12 protein-coding genes are annotated in these 14,952 nt (G+C 72.7%); 7 read left to right on the top strand and 5 right to left on the bottom strand.

The genetic code is table 11. The annotated features are described in order from the left end of the window. The first annotated feature begins 42 nt into the window (after positions 1-42). The 4 genes from ACQP1N_RS07720 to ACQP1N_RS07705 all read left to right on the top strand — a co-directional run bounded on the left by ACQP1N_RS07720 (position 43) and on the right by ACQP1N_RS07705 (position 4,811). The gene (locus ACQP1N_RS07720) at positions 43-870 is read left to right on the top strand and encodes an RDD family protein (RefSeq protein WP_433230001.1); all 828 of its coding nucleotides are present in this window, start codon (positions 43-45) and stop codon (positions 868-870) included. A 76-nt stretch (positions 871-946) separates the two neighbouring features. Beyond that, positions 947-1,609, top strand: a complete 663-nt coding sequence (locus ACQP1N_RS07715) for an RDD family protein (RefSeq protein WP_433229998.1) — start codon at positions 947-949, stop codon at positions 1,607-1,609. A gap of 65 nt (positions 1,610-1,674) precedes the next feature. Beyond that, positions 1,675-3,234 carry a M1 family metallopeptidase gene (locus tag ACQP1N_RS07710; RefSeq protein ID WP_067799894.1) on the top strand — a complete coding sequence of 520 codons (1,560 nt, stop codon included), beginning with the start codon at positions 1,675-1,677 and terminating at the stop codon, positions 3,232-3,234. Between the two features lie 152 nt (positions 3,235-3,386). Then, entirely contained in the window at positions 3,387-4,811 is a 1,425-nt protein-coding gene (locus ACQP1N_RS07705; RefSeq protein WP_433229994.1) for a M1 family metallopeptidase, read from the top strand. A gap of 3 nt (positions 4,812-4,814) precedes the next feature. On the opposite strand, the gene ilvA is transcribed toward ACQP1N_RS07705, so the two are convergent. Genes ilvA through ACQP1N_RS07690 form a run of 3 tightly spaced genes read right to left on the bottom strand, consistent with a single transcriptional unit; the run spans position 4,815 to position 8,204 of the window. Beyond that, on the bottom strand, positions 4,815-6,038 hold the full coding sequence (ilvA, locus tag ACQP1N_RS07700; protein ID WP_067799900.1) for a threonine ammonia-lyase: 1,224 nt from the start codon (positions 6,036-6,038) through the stop codon (positions 4,815-4,817). Positions 6,039-6,078: 40 nt separating this feature from the next. Beyond that, positions 6,079-7,029 carry an ROK family protein gene (locus ACQP1N_RS07695; protein WP_433229990.1) on the bottom strand — a complete coding sequence of 317 codons (951 nt, stop codon included), beginning with the start codon at positions 7,027-7,029 and terminating at the stop codon, positions 6,079-6,081. Next, a complete protein-coding gene (locus tag ACQP1N_RS07690) occupies positions 7,026-8,204 on the bottom strand; it encodes an FIST signal transduction protein (RefSeq protein ID WP_067799906.1) in 1,179 nt (392 codons plus the stop codon). Before ACQP1N_RS07690 ends, ACQP1N_RS07695 begins: the two co-directional genes overlap by 4 nt. Positions 8,205-8,398: 194 nt before the next feature. Here ACQP1N_RS07690 and ACQP1N_RS07685 point away from each other — a divergent pair, with 194 nt between their 5' ends. From ACQP1N_RS07685 to ACQP1N_RS07675, 3 genes are read left to right on the top strand one after another with little or no spacing between them, the layout of a single operon-like run. Next, on the top strand, positions 8,399-9,820 hold the full coding sequence (locus ACQP1N_RS07685; RefSeq protein ID WP_174548861.1) for a sigma 54-interacting transcriptional regulator: 1,422 nt from the start codon (positions 8,399-8,401) through the stop codon (positions 9,818-9,820). A 37-nt stretch (positions 9,821-9,857) separates the two neighbouring features. Further along, complete coding sequence (locus ACQP1N_RS07680) at positions 9,858-11,915, top strand: vWA domain-containing protein (protein ID WP_067799909.1); 2,058 nt, start codon at positions 9,858-9,860, stop codon at positions 11,913-11,915. Positions 11,916-11,948: 33 nt separating this feature from the next. Next, entirely contained in the window at positions 11,949-12,482 is a 534-nt protein-coding gene (locus ACQP1N_RS07675; RefSeq protein WP_433229985.1) for a hypothetical protein, read from the top strand. Between the two features lie 24 nt (positions 12,483-12,506). Here the strand turns inward: ACQP1N_RS07675 and ACQP1N_RS07670 are convergent, their stop codons facing one another. Next, a complete protein-coding gene (locus tag ACQP1N_RS07670) occupies positions 12,507-13,658 on the bottom strand; it encodes an alpha/beta fold hydrolase (protein ID WP_433229982.1) in 1,152 nt (383 codons plus the stop codon). A gap of 79 nt (positions 13,659-13,737) precedes the next feature. Then, the gene (locus tag ACQP1N_RS07665) at positions 13,738-14,886 is read right to left on the bottom strand and encodes a cystathionine gamma-synthase (RefSeq protein ID WP_067799915.1); all 1,149 of its coding nucleotides are present in this window, start codon (positions 14,884-14,886) and stop codon (positions 13,738-13,740) included. Positions 14,887-14,952: the final 66 nt, after the last annotated feature.

The following is a 14,952-nucleotide window of genomic DNA, read 5'->3' as shown; positions in this document are numbered from 1 at the left end:
CGGCTCACCGGCCGCGGCAGGTTACCGGCACACTGTGGGGGCATGAGCGAACCGCCCCACACCCCCCGGCCCCCGGACGGCGAATGGCAGGCCCCCGACCCCCGGGTCACCGGCCGGGACACCCCCGCCCAGGAGGCCCCCGCCCCGCAGGCCCCCGCCGCCGAGGCGCCCGCCTCACCCGAACGTCCGCCGCCGTACCAGGGCAGTTACGGCGGTCCCCCGCCCGCGGCCGGGTACGGCCGGCCGGGAGGTCCCCTGCCCATGGCGCCGCCGCTGCCCGGCTACGGCGTCCCCGGCGGCCCGCAGGACGCGGTGGCCGGCCGCCCCGCCCGCCTCGGCGCCGCCATCCTGGACAGCGTCCTCCTCAGCATCGCCGCCGTGCCGGCCGCGCTGTTCTCCATCCGCTGGGACAAGATGGAGGAGTCCGTCTCGTCCGGCGAGCCGATCACCGACCCGCTGGAGCTGTACGACATCCCGCGGCTGCTGACCGGGTATCTGATCGTCTTCGTGCTGGGCTTCGCGTACTTCACCGTCCTGCACGCCAAATGGGGCCAGACGCTCGGCAAGAAGGCGTTCGGCATCCGGCTGGTGAAGGCCGCCGACTACTCCGCGGTGACGTGGGGTCAGGCGATCGCCAGGCAGGCGTTCGTGTACGCCATCACCATCGTCACGGTCGTACTCAACTTCCTGACGCCCGCCGCCGGCATCCTCGGGCTCGTCGGCCTGATCGACAACGCCTGGATCCTGTGGGACGAGCGGCGCCAGTCCCTGCACGACAAGGTGGCCAAGACGATGGTGGTGAAGGCGACGCCCTGGACGCCGAACCCGTACGCCCCCGCGCCCGGCCCTGGCGACCCCGGCAAGTTCTGATCACCCGCGGGTGAGCATTTCTGTCCTCCCGGGCGCGGCGAGGTTTGGACGGCGGCGGCATGGCCACCTTGACGACATGACGCAACCGCCGAGAGACCCCGCGTCCGGGGGAGAGCCGGAGGAGAACCGGCCGGGACCGCACGAAGGGCAGCCCTACGGCGGCTGGCCGTCCTACGGCGAACCCCCTTACGGGCAGCAGCAGCCTTACGGGCAGCCCTATGGGCAGCAGCCGTACGGAGGTCGGCCCGGATACGGCGCTCCCTCCGCCGTGCTCGCCGGACGCTGGGCGCGGCTGGGCGCCGGCGTCATCGACCTGATCATCATCGGGATCGTGACGGGCCTCATCTCGATCCCGTTCGTCAACTGGAACCGCGTCATCAACCCGGAGCCCGGCACTTCGATGTACAGCGGCGCCCAGGTGGGAACGAACGCGATCAGCATCGTCCTGGCGTTCCTCTACTTCTGGCTGATGCACGCCAAGTGGGGGCAGACGCTCGGCAAGATGCTGCTGCGCATCCGCGTCGTCCGCGACGACAACGGGCAGGCGATCACCAACGGCCAGGCCCTCGGACGCGCGGCGTTCTACGGCGTCCTGGGCGGCATTTGCGGCTGCATCGGCCTTATCGACATCGCGTGGATCCTCTGGGACCCGCGTAAGCAGGCCCTCCACTGCAAGGTGGCGCACACCGTGGTCGTCACCGCCGACCCCCGGCTCCCCAACCCCTACGACTACCGCTGACCCGGGAGCCGGCCGGCATCCGAGTTGCCCGCGGGGCTCGGTCCGGGCAGGCTGGGCGGGTGCATATGGCCGGAAACCTCCCCAGTCCCCGCCCGCACGGTCCGCGGGCCGTCCGTGGTGTCGCGGGGCTGGCCGCCCTCGCCGTCGCGGGTTCGCTGACCGCGGCCTGCCAGGTCCCCCTCGGCGACGACGACCCGAACGGCCCCGGCGAATCGCCGAAGGGCGCGGTGACCGGGCCGGCGGGACCGACGACCGCGGGCGACGCCTACGTGCCGGGTGACGGCAACGGCGGTTACGACGTCCAGCACTACGGGCTGAAGCTCACCATCACCCCGGACGGCGCGAACCAGCTCGCCGGCACCGCGACGATCACCGCGACCGCGACCGAGCAGCTCGCCCGCTTCAACCTGGACCTGACCGGCCTGGACGTCACGTCCATCAAGGTGGACGGCCGGCCGGCGCGGCAGCAGCGTGGCGGCAGCGAACTGGAGGTCGCCCCGGCCAAGCCCCTGCGCAAGGGCGCGAAGTTCACCGCGGTGATCGAGTATTCGGGGACGCCGCGGCCGGTGTCCGACCCGGTGCTCGGCCGGTACGGCTGGATCCGCACCTCCGACGGCGTGTTCGTGGCGTGCCAGCCGAGCGGCGCGCACACCTGGTTCCCGAGCAACGACCATCCGAGCGACAAGGCCACGTTCGACTTCGAGATCACGGTCCCGCAGGGGCTGACGGTGATCGCCAACGGGGAGCCCGAGACACCGCTGGAGGGGACCGGAGGCGGGACGCCGCTGCCGCCGGGCACGCCGCCCACCGGAGGCCCGGCCACGGACGGCCCGGGGATCGTCCCCGTCGCGCAGCGCGGCATGACGACGTCGAAGTGGCGCGTCAAGAGCCCGATGTCCACCTATCTGGCGACGGTCGACGTCGGCCGGTTCGGGGTGCGGACGGGCAAGACGCCGAGCGGCGTCCCGGTCATCACCGCGGTCGACCCGTCGGTGCCCGCCGTGGACCTCGACCAGTTCCACCGGCTGAACGCCGACATCACCGAGCAGTGGTCGAAGCTGTTCGGCCCGTACCCGTTCTCCTCCACCGGCGGGCTGATCGACAACGCCGACGTCGGTTTCGCGCTGGAGACGCAGACCCGCCCGGTGTACGGGGCGTTCGGCCTGCAGCCGACGATCGTCGCGCACGAGCTCGCGCACCAGTGGTTCGGCGACAGCGTCGGCCTCACCCGGTGGCAGGACATCTGGCTGAACGAGGGGTTCGCGACCTACGCCGAGTGGCTGTGGGACGAGAAGTCCGGCGGCCAGACCGTCCAGGAGCACTTCGACGAGGCGTACGGCTCGCTGGGCGGACGGGAGCTGTGGGACGTCCCGCCGGGCAATCCGGGACGCAGGCAGATGTTCGGCCGCTCGGTGTACGACCGGGGCGGCATGACGCTCGTCGCGCTGCGCGGCCGGGTCGGCGAGGCCGCCTTCTACCGGATCCTCCAGGCGTGGACGAAGGAGCGCCGGCACTCCAGCGGGACGACGGAACAGTTCATCGCGCTGGCGAACAAGGTGTCGGGCAAGAACCTCGACGGCTTCTTCGACGCCTGGCTGTATAAGAGGGGCCGTCCGGCCAAATGACCGTCTGATCGTCCGTCCTCGGTGGCCGCGGGTCACGAAAAGCTTTCGGTCGAACAAATTCGATACCAAATCGCGCTTGTACCGACCCCGGCTCACAGGAAAGTCTTGATCACGGTAGTGACGGCTTACCGAGGTAACCGAGGACGAGGTCGATGAGCAGAGCACCACGAGTCCTGGCCGCCGTGTCGCTGGGCGTCACCGCGAGCCTGGCGGTGACCGCCGCGCCCGCGGGCGCCACCACCGCGACGTTCACCCCCGGCGCGCCCGGCGCCGGCGATCCCTACTTCCCCGACATGGGCAACGGCGGCTACGACGTCGCCCACTACGACATCGGCCTGAAATACGACCCCGGCACCAAGGGGATCCAGGCCGTCACCAAGATCAGGGCACGGGCGACGCAGAACCTGTCCCGGTTCAACCTGGACTTCCTCGGGCCGCTGAAGATCTCCTCGCTGCGGGTGGACGGGCACGGGGCGTCCTACACGCGGACCGGCGCCCAGGAGCTCGTGATCACTCCGCGCACGGGGCTGCGGAAGGACCGGACCTTCACGGTGACGGTCGCGTACTCGGGCGTCCCGCAGACGATCGACGACGCGACGCTGGGCACGTCCGGCTGGGTGCCGACGCCCGACGGCGCGGTGATGCTGAACCAGCCGTTCGGCGCCGCCACCGTCTACCCGGTGAACGACCACCCGACCGACAAGGCGACGTACACGTTCACGCTCACGGCGCCCCAGGGTCTGACCACGCTCGCCAACGGCGACCTGCGCGGCAAGCGGACCCTGCGGGGCTGGACGACCACGCGCTGGGACGTCCGCAACCCGATGGCCAGCGAACTCGCCATGCTCGCGATCGGCAGGTACGACGTCCGCGCCGGGCGGACCGAGTCGGGCATCCCGAACCTGACGGCCACCGACCAGGCGATGGCCATCAAGCCGGACGACGCGAAGAAGTTCCACGACCAGACCGGTGAGGTCACCGACTTCCAGTCGTCGGTCTACGGCCGCTACCCGTTCACCTCGACGGGCGGGATCGTGGTCAAGGCGGGCGTCGGCTACGCGCTGGAGACGCAGGGCCGTCCGGTGTACGACCTCGGACGCCGGCCGGGCGCCATCCCGCGCGCCGGGCTCCTCGCACACGAGCTGGGTCACCAGTGGTTCGGGGACGCGGTGTCGCCGGCGAAGTGGGCCGACATCTGGCTGAACGAGGGCTTCGCGACGTACTCCGAATGGCTGTGGGCGGAGCACGCCGACGGCACACCCGTCCAGCAGAGCTTCGACGAGGTGTACGCGACCCCGGCGGGCGACGGCCTGTGGAAGGGACAGGTCGCCGACCCGGGCCGTGACCACATCTTCGACGGGCTCGTCTACGACCGCGGCGCGATGGCCGTCCACGTCCTGCGCAAGACGATCGGCGACGCGGCCTTCCACCGGCTGCTGAAGGAGTGGCCGGCCGCCTACCGCTACGGCAACGCGTCGACGGCGGACTTCGTCCGCTTCGCCGAGCGTCTCTCGCACAAGGACCTGGACGACTGGGCCAAGGCGTGGCTCTACTCCGAGGGCAAGCCGTCCCTGTGACGGTCAGCTCAGGGTGAGGGTGTAGCCCTTCTCGCGCAGGCGTCCGATCACGTCTTCGGAGTGGTCGGCGCCGCGCGTCTCCAGGTGCATGAGGACTTCGGCCTCCTCGACGTGCAGCCGGGCCGCGACGCGCTCGTGCATCACGTCCAGGACGTTGACGCCCAGGTCGGCGAGTTCGCCGAGCAGGGTCACGAGGGCGCCCGGACGGTCCTTCAGCCGGCAGCGGACGACGAGGTACCGTCCGGCGCCCGCGAGCCCGTGCCTCAGCACCTTCGACAGCAGCAGCGGGTCGATGTTGCCGCCCGACAGCAGCACCACCACGGGCGGCTCGACCGCGTACGAGTGCTCCAGCAGCGCCGCGACCCCGGCCGCGCCGGCGGGCTCGACGACCTGCTTGGCGCGTTCGAGGCAGAGCAGCAGCGCCTGCGAGATGGACTCCTCGGTCACCGTCACGACGGCGTCGACCAGTTCGGTGAACATCGCGTAGGTCAGCTCGCCGGGACGGCCGACCGCGATCCCGTCCGCCATGGTCGGCTCGATCTCGACCTGCGTGGGCCTCCCGGCCGCGAGCGAGACCGGGAAGGCCGCCGCGCGCTTGGCCTGCACGCCGAGCAGCTTGATCTCCCGGTCACCGGTCTCCCGCACCGCGCCCTTCGCCGCCGCCGCGACGCCGGACATCAGGCCGCCCCCGCCGACCGGCGCGACGATCGTCCGGACGTCCGGGCACTGCTCCAGGATCTCCAGCCCGATCGTGCCCTGCCCGGCGACGACGTCGGGATGGTCGAACGGATGGATGAACACGGCACCGCACTCGTCCGCGTGCTTCTGCGCGGCGATGAGGCAGTCGTCCACGGTCGGGCCGGGGAACACGACCTCGGCCCCGTAGCCCCGGGTCGCGGCGATCTTGGGGAGCGGGGCGCCGACCGGCATGAACACGGTGGCCTTGCAGCCGAGCATGGACGCGGCGAGCGCGACTCCCTGGGCGTGGTTGCCGGCGCTGGCGGCGACGACGCCGCCGGCCCGCTCGGCCTCGCTCAGCCGGGCGATCCGCACGTACGCGCCGCGGGTCTTGAACGAGCCGGTGCGCTGCAGGTTCTCGCACTTCAGCAGGACCGGGCCGCCGATCTGCTCGGACAGGACCCGGGAGGCGAGGAGGGGGGTGGTGACGGCCACCGCGCGGAGCAGCTCGCGGGCGGCGCGGACGTCGTCGACGGTGACGGAGGTCATGCGTGGATCCTGCATTCCCCGATCCTCGCACCCGCCGCGCTCACCCCGCACTCCAGTAGCGGTCCTGGGCGTGCACGAGGGCGGCGGCGCCGACGAGCCCGGCCTGCTGGCCGAGGGCGGCGGGGACGATGCGGGTGCGGCGCGCGAACTCCATCCGGGCGTGCGTGCGGAACGCCTCCTCCAGCGGGTCGAACAGCAGCGGGCCCGCCTGGGAGAGGCCGCCGCCGATCGCGGCGATCTCCAGATCGCACAGGTGCGTCGCCGACGCGATCGCGATGCCGATCGCGCGGCCGGCGCGGCGCAGCGCCGCACCGGCGACCGGATCGCCGCGGCGGGCGTCGGCGGCCAGTTCGACACCGGTCGCGCCGCGGGCGCCGGGCCGCCAGCCCTGTTCCCGCGCCCAGGCGACCAGCCCCGGGCCGCGTGCGATCGCCTCCAGGCAGCCGCGGCCGCCGCAGCCGCACGGCGGCCCGTCCGGCTCGACGACGATGTGCCCGATGTGCCCGGCGTTGCCGCTGGCGCCGTTGACCAGGTGCCCGCCGAGGATGAGTCCGCCGCCGACGCCCGTCGACACGACCATGCCGAGGACGTTGCCGTGCCCGCGTCCCGCACCGAGCCAGTGCTCCGCCACCGCCACGCAGATCGCGTCGTTGTGGATGCGGACGGGCAGGCCGGGGTGCCGGGCGCGGAGCCGCTCCCGCAGCGGGAAGCCCCGCCACGCCGGGATGTTCAGCGGGGACACCTCGGCGGCGGGCCATGTCATCGGCCCGCCGCAGCCCACCCCGACGCCCGCGAGCGGCGGGTCACCGGCGCCCGCGACGAGATCGCCGAGCAGCGCCTCCAGCGCCCGCCACAGCTCCTCACCGTCCACACCCGGCCGGTTCGGGGTCGGGACGCGGCCGGCGGCGGTGACGCACCCGCGGGGATCGACCAGTGCGGCGGCGAGCTTCGTCCCGCCGATGTCCACGGCGAGGACGGGGGACGCGCTCAAGAAGCGTCCCCGGCCCGGCCGAACGCGAGGATGGACGCGGTGTATCCGTGCACATGGTTGCGCCCGGCGACCGGGCCGATCTCGCCGGCGGCGAAGAACCCGCCCACCCCGGCCGGGCCGAACGCGCGGTCGAGGACCTTCGCGTCATGGTCGGAGTCGGGGAACATCGCCTGCCCGCGCCCGTTGCAGGAGAACAGCAGCGCACCCTCGACCGGCACGAGATCGAACCGCTCCAGCAGCGCGGTGAGGTCCTCCTCGGCGGCGCCCGCGTCCCGGACCTGGAACCGGACGGTGCGGCCCACGTCCACCACGTCGCCGATCGCGATGGCGCCGCTGTCGGTGTCGGCGCCCACCACCCCGCGGACGAGGAAGTCGCCGCGCTCGTGCTCGTGGGCGTACTCGTCCATCGCGACGCCGATCAGCAGGCCGCGGCCGGCGAGCTCCTGCTCCTCCTCCGGCAGCCCGAGGACGATCTGCTCCAGCTTCTCCAGCGCGGGGACGCCCGCCAGCTCGTAGAGGACGTTCTCCTCCGCCTTCGTCACCACCATGTCGGGCCCGATCGGGCGGGCACCCTGGCTGACCACCGTGGCGGCGGCGACGGGCCCGCCGATGACCACGCCGACCGCGCCGTCCCGGTAGATCTCGCCGCCGACGAACAGCCGCGCCTCGCCGCGCCCGCCCTCGGCGGCGCCACTGCCCTCGGCGAGCCCGCCGACCAGCGGCAGCCCCGGCAGTGCCTCGTCGGACCGTTCGACGAACGCGTCGATCGGGAAGGTGTACGGGTCGGCCAGCAGCACGCCGACGACGTCGTCGTCCTGCCCCTCCGGCATGCCGACCACGATGAGGCGGTCGTCGGCCTTGAGCGCCTCCAGCCGGAACGCGTCGAGTCGCGCGCCCGGCAGCACCGCCGCCCACGCGCTGACCGCGCCGCGCTCCTCCACCCCGCGGCCGGCGCCGATCACCCCGGACGCGCTGCAGCCGAGCAGCATCGTGGGCCCGGCCGCCTGCTCCGCGGCCAGCACCGCCGCCTCGATCTCGTCGGGGTCGTCCCCGGTGACGAACACGCACACCAGATCGGGCGCCGCGCTGAGCGGGGCGAGCGCCTGCTCGACCGCCGACGTGGCGGCGCTGGACAGATCGGGTCCGAGGGCCAGGCCATCACCGAATCGCGCCATCGGCACCGCCTCCCTCACTGCGTTCACCGGCTGCGTTCACACTTCCAGTCTCCCCCGCGGTACGCCGTCCACCCAAACACCGGCAAGACGGGTCGAAAACCGGCAAAACTGGCAAGACGGGCGAAATTCCGGGCGCACACGAATCCGCGGCCGGAGGGTGCGATTCGGCGCACCGGCGACGTAGTGTCGATCGCGTGCGTCCATCCACACCACGTGAATCCACTCTGGGCGAACTGCGCACCGCGGGTCACGTCCGGCTCTCCGTGAAGGCCGAGATCCGCCGGAACCTGCTCGCCCGGCTGAGATCCGGCGAGCCGCGCTTCCCCGGCATCCTCGGGTTCGACGACACCGTCCTGCCGCACCTGGAGCGCGCCCTGCTCGCCGGGCACGACCTGGTGCTGCTGGGCGAACGCGGGCAGGGCAAGACGCGGCTGATCCGCACCCTCACCGGGCTGCTGGACGAGTGGACTCCGGTGGTCGCCGGCTGCGAGATCAACGACCACCCGTACGCGCCGGTGTGCGTGCGCTGCCGCCGGCTGGCCGCCGAGCTCGCCGACGACCTGCCGGTCGAATGGCGGCACCGCGACGACCGGTACGGCGAAAAGCTCGCCACACCCGACACGAGCGTCGGCGACCTCATCGGCGACGTCGACCCGATCAAGGTGGCCGAGGGCCGCACGCTCGGCGACCCGGAGACCGTGCACTTCGGGCTCGTCCCGCGCACCAACCGCGGCATCTTCTCCATCAACGAGCTGCCCGACCTCGCCGAGCGGATCCAGGTGGCGCTGCTGAACGTGCTGGAGGAGCGGGACGTGCAGATCCGCGGCTATGCGCTGCGGCTGCCGCTGGACGTGCTGCTCGTCGCGTCCGCCAACCCGGAGGACTACACCAACCGCGGCCGGATCATCACCCCGCTGAAGGACCGGTTCGGCGCCGAGATCCGCACCCACTATCCCCTCGAACTGGACGCCGAGCTGGCGCTGATCAAGCAGGAGTCCGACTTCGCCGACCTCGCCGGGCTGCCCGCCGAAGTGCCCGAGCACCTGATCGAGGTGATCGGGCGGTTCACCCGGCTCGTCCGGGACTCGACGGCGGTGGACGCGCGGTCCGGCGTGTCGGCGCGGTTCGCGCTCGCGGGCGCGGAGACCGTCGCGGCGGGCGCGGTGCGCCGCGCCGCGATCACCGGCGAGGAGCACGCGGTCGCGCGGGTCTGCGACCTGCCCGCGATCGTGCCGTCGCTGATGGGCAAGGTGGAGTTCGAGGTCAGCGAAGAGGGCCGCGAGCAGGAGGTGCTGGAGCATCTGCTGCGCCGCGCGACCGCCGAAACCTACCGGCGGACGCTGGGCCCCGTCGACCTGTCCGGGCTGCTCGACAAGTTCGACTCCGGCGAGCGCGTCGAGTCGGGCGAGCTGGTCTCGGCGACCGAGCTGCTGCGCCGCGTCGGCCGGGTCCCCGGCCTCGCCAAGATCATGGAACGGCTCGGCCTGAGCGGGGAGTCCCCCGGGCAGGCCGCGGCCGCGCTGGAGTTCGCCCTGGAGGGGCTGTTCCTCACCCGGCGGCTCTCCAAGGACGTCGCCGAGGGACGCTCCGACGGGACGGCCACCTACCGGACCTGATGCCCGGACGTGCGGTCTCCACGCGCAAGGAGGTTCGATGAGCCGATATCGCTACGGGGCCTACGAGGACGGGCCCGACCCGCTCGCCCCGCCCTATGACGTCCGCGACGCCCTGGACGCGGTGGGCGACGCGGTGCTGGACGGCACCCGCCCGGACGACGCGCTGCGCGAGCTGCTGCGCCGCGGCCTGCCGGGCGCGCAGGGCCACCGCGGGCTCGACGACATGCTCCGCCAGGTGCGCGAGCGGCGCCGCGCGGTGCGCGACCGGGGCCGGCTGGACGGCACGCTGGAGCGGGCCCGCGCGCTGCTGGACACCGCGATCGGGCAGGAACGGGCCGAGCTGTTCCCCGATCCGGGCGATGACGCGCGGCTGCGCGAGGCGGAGCTGGACACGCTGCCGTCCGACACCTCCCAGGCGATCCGCCGGCTGTCGGACTACGACTGGCGGTCCGGCGCGGCCCGCCGCACCTTCGAGCAGCTGAAGGACCTGCTGCGCGGCGAAGTGCTGGACGCGCAGTTCCAGGGCATGAAGCAGGCCCTGGAGAACCAGGACCCGGCCGCCATGCGGCGGGTCAAGGACATGATGGCCGCGCTCAACGAGATGCTGGAACGCGACGCGCGCGGCGAGCACACCCAGGACGACTTCGACCGGTTCATGGACCAGTACGGGGACATGTTCCCCGACGATCCGCAGGACCTGGAGGAACTGGTCGACTCCCTCGCCCGCCGCGCCGCCGCGATGGACCGGCTGCTCGCCTCGCTCAGCCCGGAGCAGCGCGCCGAGCTGGCCGGGCTGATGGAGCAGGCCATGCAGGACGCGGGCCTCGCCATGGAGATGACCCGGCTCGGGGACGCGCTGCGTGCCCGCCGTCCCGACCTCGGCTGGGGCCGGCCCGAGCAGATGACCGGCGACGACCCGCTCGGCATGGGCGACGCCACGACCGCGCTCGCGGAACTGGCCGACCTGAGCGAACTGGAGGCGGCGCTCGGCCAGGACTATCCGGGCGCGCGGCTCGACGACATCGACGAGGACGCCGTCCGGCGGGCGCTCGGCCGGCAGGCCGTCGACGACCTGGAGGCGCTGCGCCGCGTCGAGAAGGAACTGGAACGCCAGGGCTACCTGCGGCGCAACCGCGGCAAGCTGGAGCTGACCCCGAAGGCGGTGCGGCGGCTCGGCGAGACCGCGCTGCGCCGGGTGTTCTCCCAGCTCACCTCCGGCCGGCAGGGCGACCACGACCAGCGGGACGCGGGCCAGGCCGGGGAGCTGACCGGGGCGAGCCGGGAGTGGCGGTTCGGGGACGAGCAGCCGCTCGACGTCGTCCGGACGGTGAGCAACGCGATCCGCCGCGGCGCGATGGAAGGCGGCGCGGGGCTCGTGCCCCGTCCGGCGGCGGCGCAGGCCGCGGAGCCGGGCACGGCCGACGTCACCGAGATCACCGGCGTGCCGCGGCCCGCCGGGGTGCCGTCCGGCGGGGTGAAGCTGGGCGTGGACGACTTCGAGGTGCACGAGACCGAGCGGCGCACCGGCGCGGCCGTCTGCCTGCTGGTCGACCTGTCGTACTCGATGGTGCTGCGCGGAACGTGGGCCGTCGCCAAGCAGACCACCCTCGCCCTGCACACGCTCGTGACCAGCAAGTTCCCGCAGGACGCGATCCAGATCATCGGGTTCTCCAACTATGCGCGGGTGCTGCACCCCGAGGAGATGGCCGGTCTCGACTGGGACATGGTGCAGGGCACCAACCTGCACCACGCGCTGATGATCGCGGGACGGCATCTGGACCGGCACCCCGACTTCGAGCCGATCGTCCTGGTCGTCACCGACGGGGAGCCGACCGCGCACCTGCGCCCGGACGGCCGCTCGCTGTTCGACTACCCGCCGTCCACCGACACGCTCGTGCTCACCCTCGCCGAGGTCGACAAGATGACGCGGCGCGGCGCCTGCATGAACTTCTTCATGCTCGCCGAGGACCGGCGGCTCGTGTCGTTCGTGGAGGAGGTCGCGCGGCGCAACGGCGGCCGGGTGTTCGCGCCCGACGCCGAACGGCTCGGCGAGTACGTGGTGAGCGACTATCTGCGGGTGCGCCGCGGCCGCTGAGCATCCATCGCCGGAGGCGGCTAGGGTCGGGGCATGTCGACTTCCGACCGCCTGCTGCTGTTCCTGCACATCGGGTTCGCGATCTTCACGCTGGGGCCGCTGACGGCCGCGACCATGTCCACCCCCCGCTACATCCGCAACCGCAACGTCACGGTCGTGCGGTACCTGCACCGGACCACCCAGATCTACGGCCTCGCCACGCTCGGGATCTTCCTGTTCGGGCTGGCACTGGCCAAGGGCGATCTGGCGGAGATATGGCTGACGGTGTCGATGACGCTGTTCGTCGTCGCGCTGGCGCTGCTGCTGATCATCGAGCGCGACCAGCGCAAGGCCGCGCATCTGCTGGAGGTCGCGGCGGCCGAGGAGGGACGCGCGGCGGTCCCGGCCCGTCCCGCCGCCGCGCGGACGGCCGAGGGCGCGGAGAAGACCGAGACCGCGCAGGCCCCGCCCGCCCCCGCCTCCGGCGCGGAGATCGCGCAGGTGGAACGCGGGCGGCTGGCGGCGATGTCCGGCGTCGTCTCGCTGATCTGGCTGACGATCCTCGTCCTGATGGTCTGGAACGGCTGAGCCTCGCCCGCCCGTGGGCCGGGGCTACTCGCCCGGCTTCAGGTGGCCCTTGAGCCAGCCGACGATCGTCGGGTAGGTCTGCTCGTCGCTCAGCATGTCCGTCGCGTGCATGTGCCCCTCGACCGTCTTCACGGTCGCCTGGACGCCCGCGGCGCGCAGCGCGGCCGCCAGCCCGGTGCTCTGCGTGACCGGGACGAAGTCGCCGGTCGCGTGCATGAGCAGCATCGGCGCGTCGCCGGGCGAGACGTGCGTGACGGTGCTGGCGTCGTCCAGCAGGGGCAGGCAGACCTCGCCCGTCACGGTGCCGGGTTCGGGCTCGGCACCGGTCTCGGGATCGGGCTCGGCGCCGACCGTGACGCCGGGTTCGCAGTTCATCAGGTCGACCACGGCCCGCCGCAGCTTGCGCTGTCCGGGCGTGGCGCCGGGCTTCGCGCCGTCCTGGTAGGCGAGGTACGGGTTGTTCGGCGGCGACAGCGCGACCACGCCGCGCACCTGCCGGGTGCCCGTGCCGAGCGTGCCGAGCTGGGTCGCGAGCTGGCCGCCGGCCGACGACCCGACGACGGCGACGCGCGCCGGGTCGGCGTTCCACACCCGGGCGTACTTCTTGATGAAGGCGAGCGCGGCCAGGGAGTCGTCCCGCTGCGCGGGCCAGTGCGCCTTGGGTGAGAGCCGGTAGTTCGCCGACAGGACGACGAAGCCCTCCTCGGTCAGCCGCCGCGCGAAGTACTTCCAGCCGCCGCCCTTGTCGCCCTGCAGCCAGTAGCCGCCGTGCAGGATCAGCACCACGGGGCGCGGCCCGGCCTGCCGCGCGTCCTGCCGCCAGTAGGCGTCGATCTTCTGCGCGGCGTCCTTGCCGTAGGCGTAGGTGCGGAACTTCGGCAGCTGCGGGGTGACCATGACGGCCCGCGCCGTGGCGGTGCCGTCCGGCTCACCGTCCGCGCCCGGCCGCCCGTTCCCGGGCAGGGTCGTGGCGGACGCCGACGGCGACTGCGAGCCGGAGTCGCCGGTCTGCGGTTCGCCGGAGGGAGCCGCCGTCCCGGGCTCCCCGGCCGGCGGCGCGGACGGGCCGGACGACGCCCCCGGCACCGGGGGGGCCGCGTGGGCGCCCACGGGAACCGCCACGGCGGCCAGACATGTCGCGGCGAACGCCGCCCCACAGACCAGTACCTTGCGCACCCGGGCCCCTCCTTTACGAACCTGGCGCGCCGAGTATAGATGTTTTGATCAAGTCCGGTGGGGAATGGTCAGCTGATTTTCACCCGAGCGCCTGCTTGAGGTCACGGCGCAGGTCGTCCACGTCCTCGATGCCGACGGACAGCCTGACCAGGTCAGACGGCACCTCCAGCGGCGATCCGGCGGCCGACGCGTGCGTCATCCGGCCCGGGTGCTCGATCAGCGATTCCACGCCGCCGAGTGACTCGCCGAGCGTGAACAGCTTCGTCCGCTCGCACACCCGGACGGCGGCCTCCGCCGACTCCATGCGGAACGAGACCATGCCGCCGAACGCCTTCATCTGCTTGGCGGCGACGTCGTGGCCCGGATGGTCGGGCAGCCCCGGGTAGAGGACCTGCCGGACCGACCGGTGCCGCGTGAGCATCTCGACGATCTTCTCGGCGTTCGCGCAGTGCCGGTCCATCCGCACGCCGAGCGTCTTGATCCCGCGCAGGGTGAGCCAGGAGTCGAACGGACCCGCGACGGCGCCCATCGCGTTCTGGTGGAACGCCAGCCGCTCGCCCAGTCCCGGGTCCGCCGCGATCAGCGCACCGCCGACGACGTCGGAGTGCCCGCCGATGTACTTGGTGGTCGAGTGGACGACCACGTCCGCGCCGAGTTGCAGCGGACGCTGCAGATACGGCGAGGCGAAGGTGTTGTCGACGGCGAGCAGCGCGCCCGCCTCGTGCGCGACGGCGGCGAGCGCGGCGATGTCGGCGATGCCGAGCAGCGGGTTCGTCGGCGTCTCCACCCAGATGATCTTCGTTTCGGGACGGACCGCGGCCCGCACCGCGGCGATGTCGCCCAGCGGAACCGGGTCGAACGCGACGCCCCACGGCTCGGCGACCTTCGCGAACAGCCGGTAGGTGCCGCCGTAGGCGTCATTCGGGATGATGACGTGATCGCCGGGCCGGCAGACCGTGCGCAGGAGCGCGTCCTCGGCGGCGAGCCCCGACGCGAACGCGAGCCCGCGGGCGCCGCCCTCCGTCTCCGCCAGGCATACTTCAAGCGCGGTACGGGTCGGGTTGGCCGACCGGGAGTACTCGTAGCCGCCGCGCAGCCCGCCGATGCCGTCCTGCTTGTAGGTGGAGACCTGGTAGATCGGCGGGACGACCGCCCCCGTCGTGGGGTCGGGCTCCTGCCCCGCGTGGATGGCCAGGGTCTCGAACCCCTGCTGAACCTCGTTGTCCATGGGTACGAGGCTATCCACCCCTCGCCCCTCCTAGAGGAGGAGGTACTCCCCCGCAGGTATCAGCCG

This window comes from Actinomadura formosensis, assembly GCF_050948385.1.
GTDB classification, from domain to species: Bacteria; Actinomycetota; Actinomycetes; order Streptosporangiales; family Streptosporangiaceae; genus Spirillospora; species Spirillospora formosensis.
This window is presented reverse-complemented; position numbering and strand designations above follow the sequence as displayed.

Coding starts and splice junctions, on each gene's coding strand:
- ACQP1N_RS07680 (WP_067799909.1), top strand. CDS start 9,858: ATGAGCCGATATCGCTACGGGGCCTACGAGGACGGGCCCGACCCGCTC.
- ACQP1N_RS07715 (WP_433229998.1), top strand. CDS start 947: ATGACGCAACCGCCGAGAGACCCCGCGTCCGGGGGAGAGCCGGAGGAG.
- ACQP1N_RS07665 (WP_067799915.1), bottom strand. CDS start 14,886: ATGGACAACGAGGTTCAGCAGGGGTTCGAGACCCTGGCCATCCACGCG.
- ACQP1N_RS07675 (WP_433229985.1), top strand. CDS start 11,949: ATGTCGACTTCCGACCGCCTGCTGCTGTTCCTGCACATCGGGTTCGCG.
- ACQP1N_RS07690 (WP_067799906.1), bottom strand. CDS start 8,204: ATGGCGCGATTCGGTGATGGCCTGGCCCTCGGACCCGATCTGTCCAGC.
- ACQP1N_RS07705 (WP_433229994.1), top strand. CDS start 3,387: ATGAGCAGAGCACCACGAGTCCTGGCCGCCGTGTCGCTGGGCGTCACC.
- ACQP1N_RS07720 (WP_433230001.1), top strand. CDS start 43: ATGAGCGAACCGCCCCACACCCCCCGGCCCCCGGACGGCGAATGGCAG.
- ilvA (WP_067799900.1), bottom strand. CDS start 6,038: ATGACCTCCGTCACCGTCGACGACGTCCGCGCCGCCCGCGAGCTGCTC.
- ACQP1N_RS07710 (WP_067799894.1), top strand. CDS start 1,675: ATGGCCGGAAACCTCCCCAGTCCCCGCCCGCACGGTCCGCGGGCCGTC.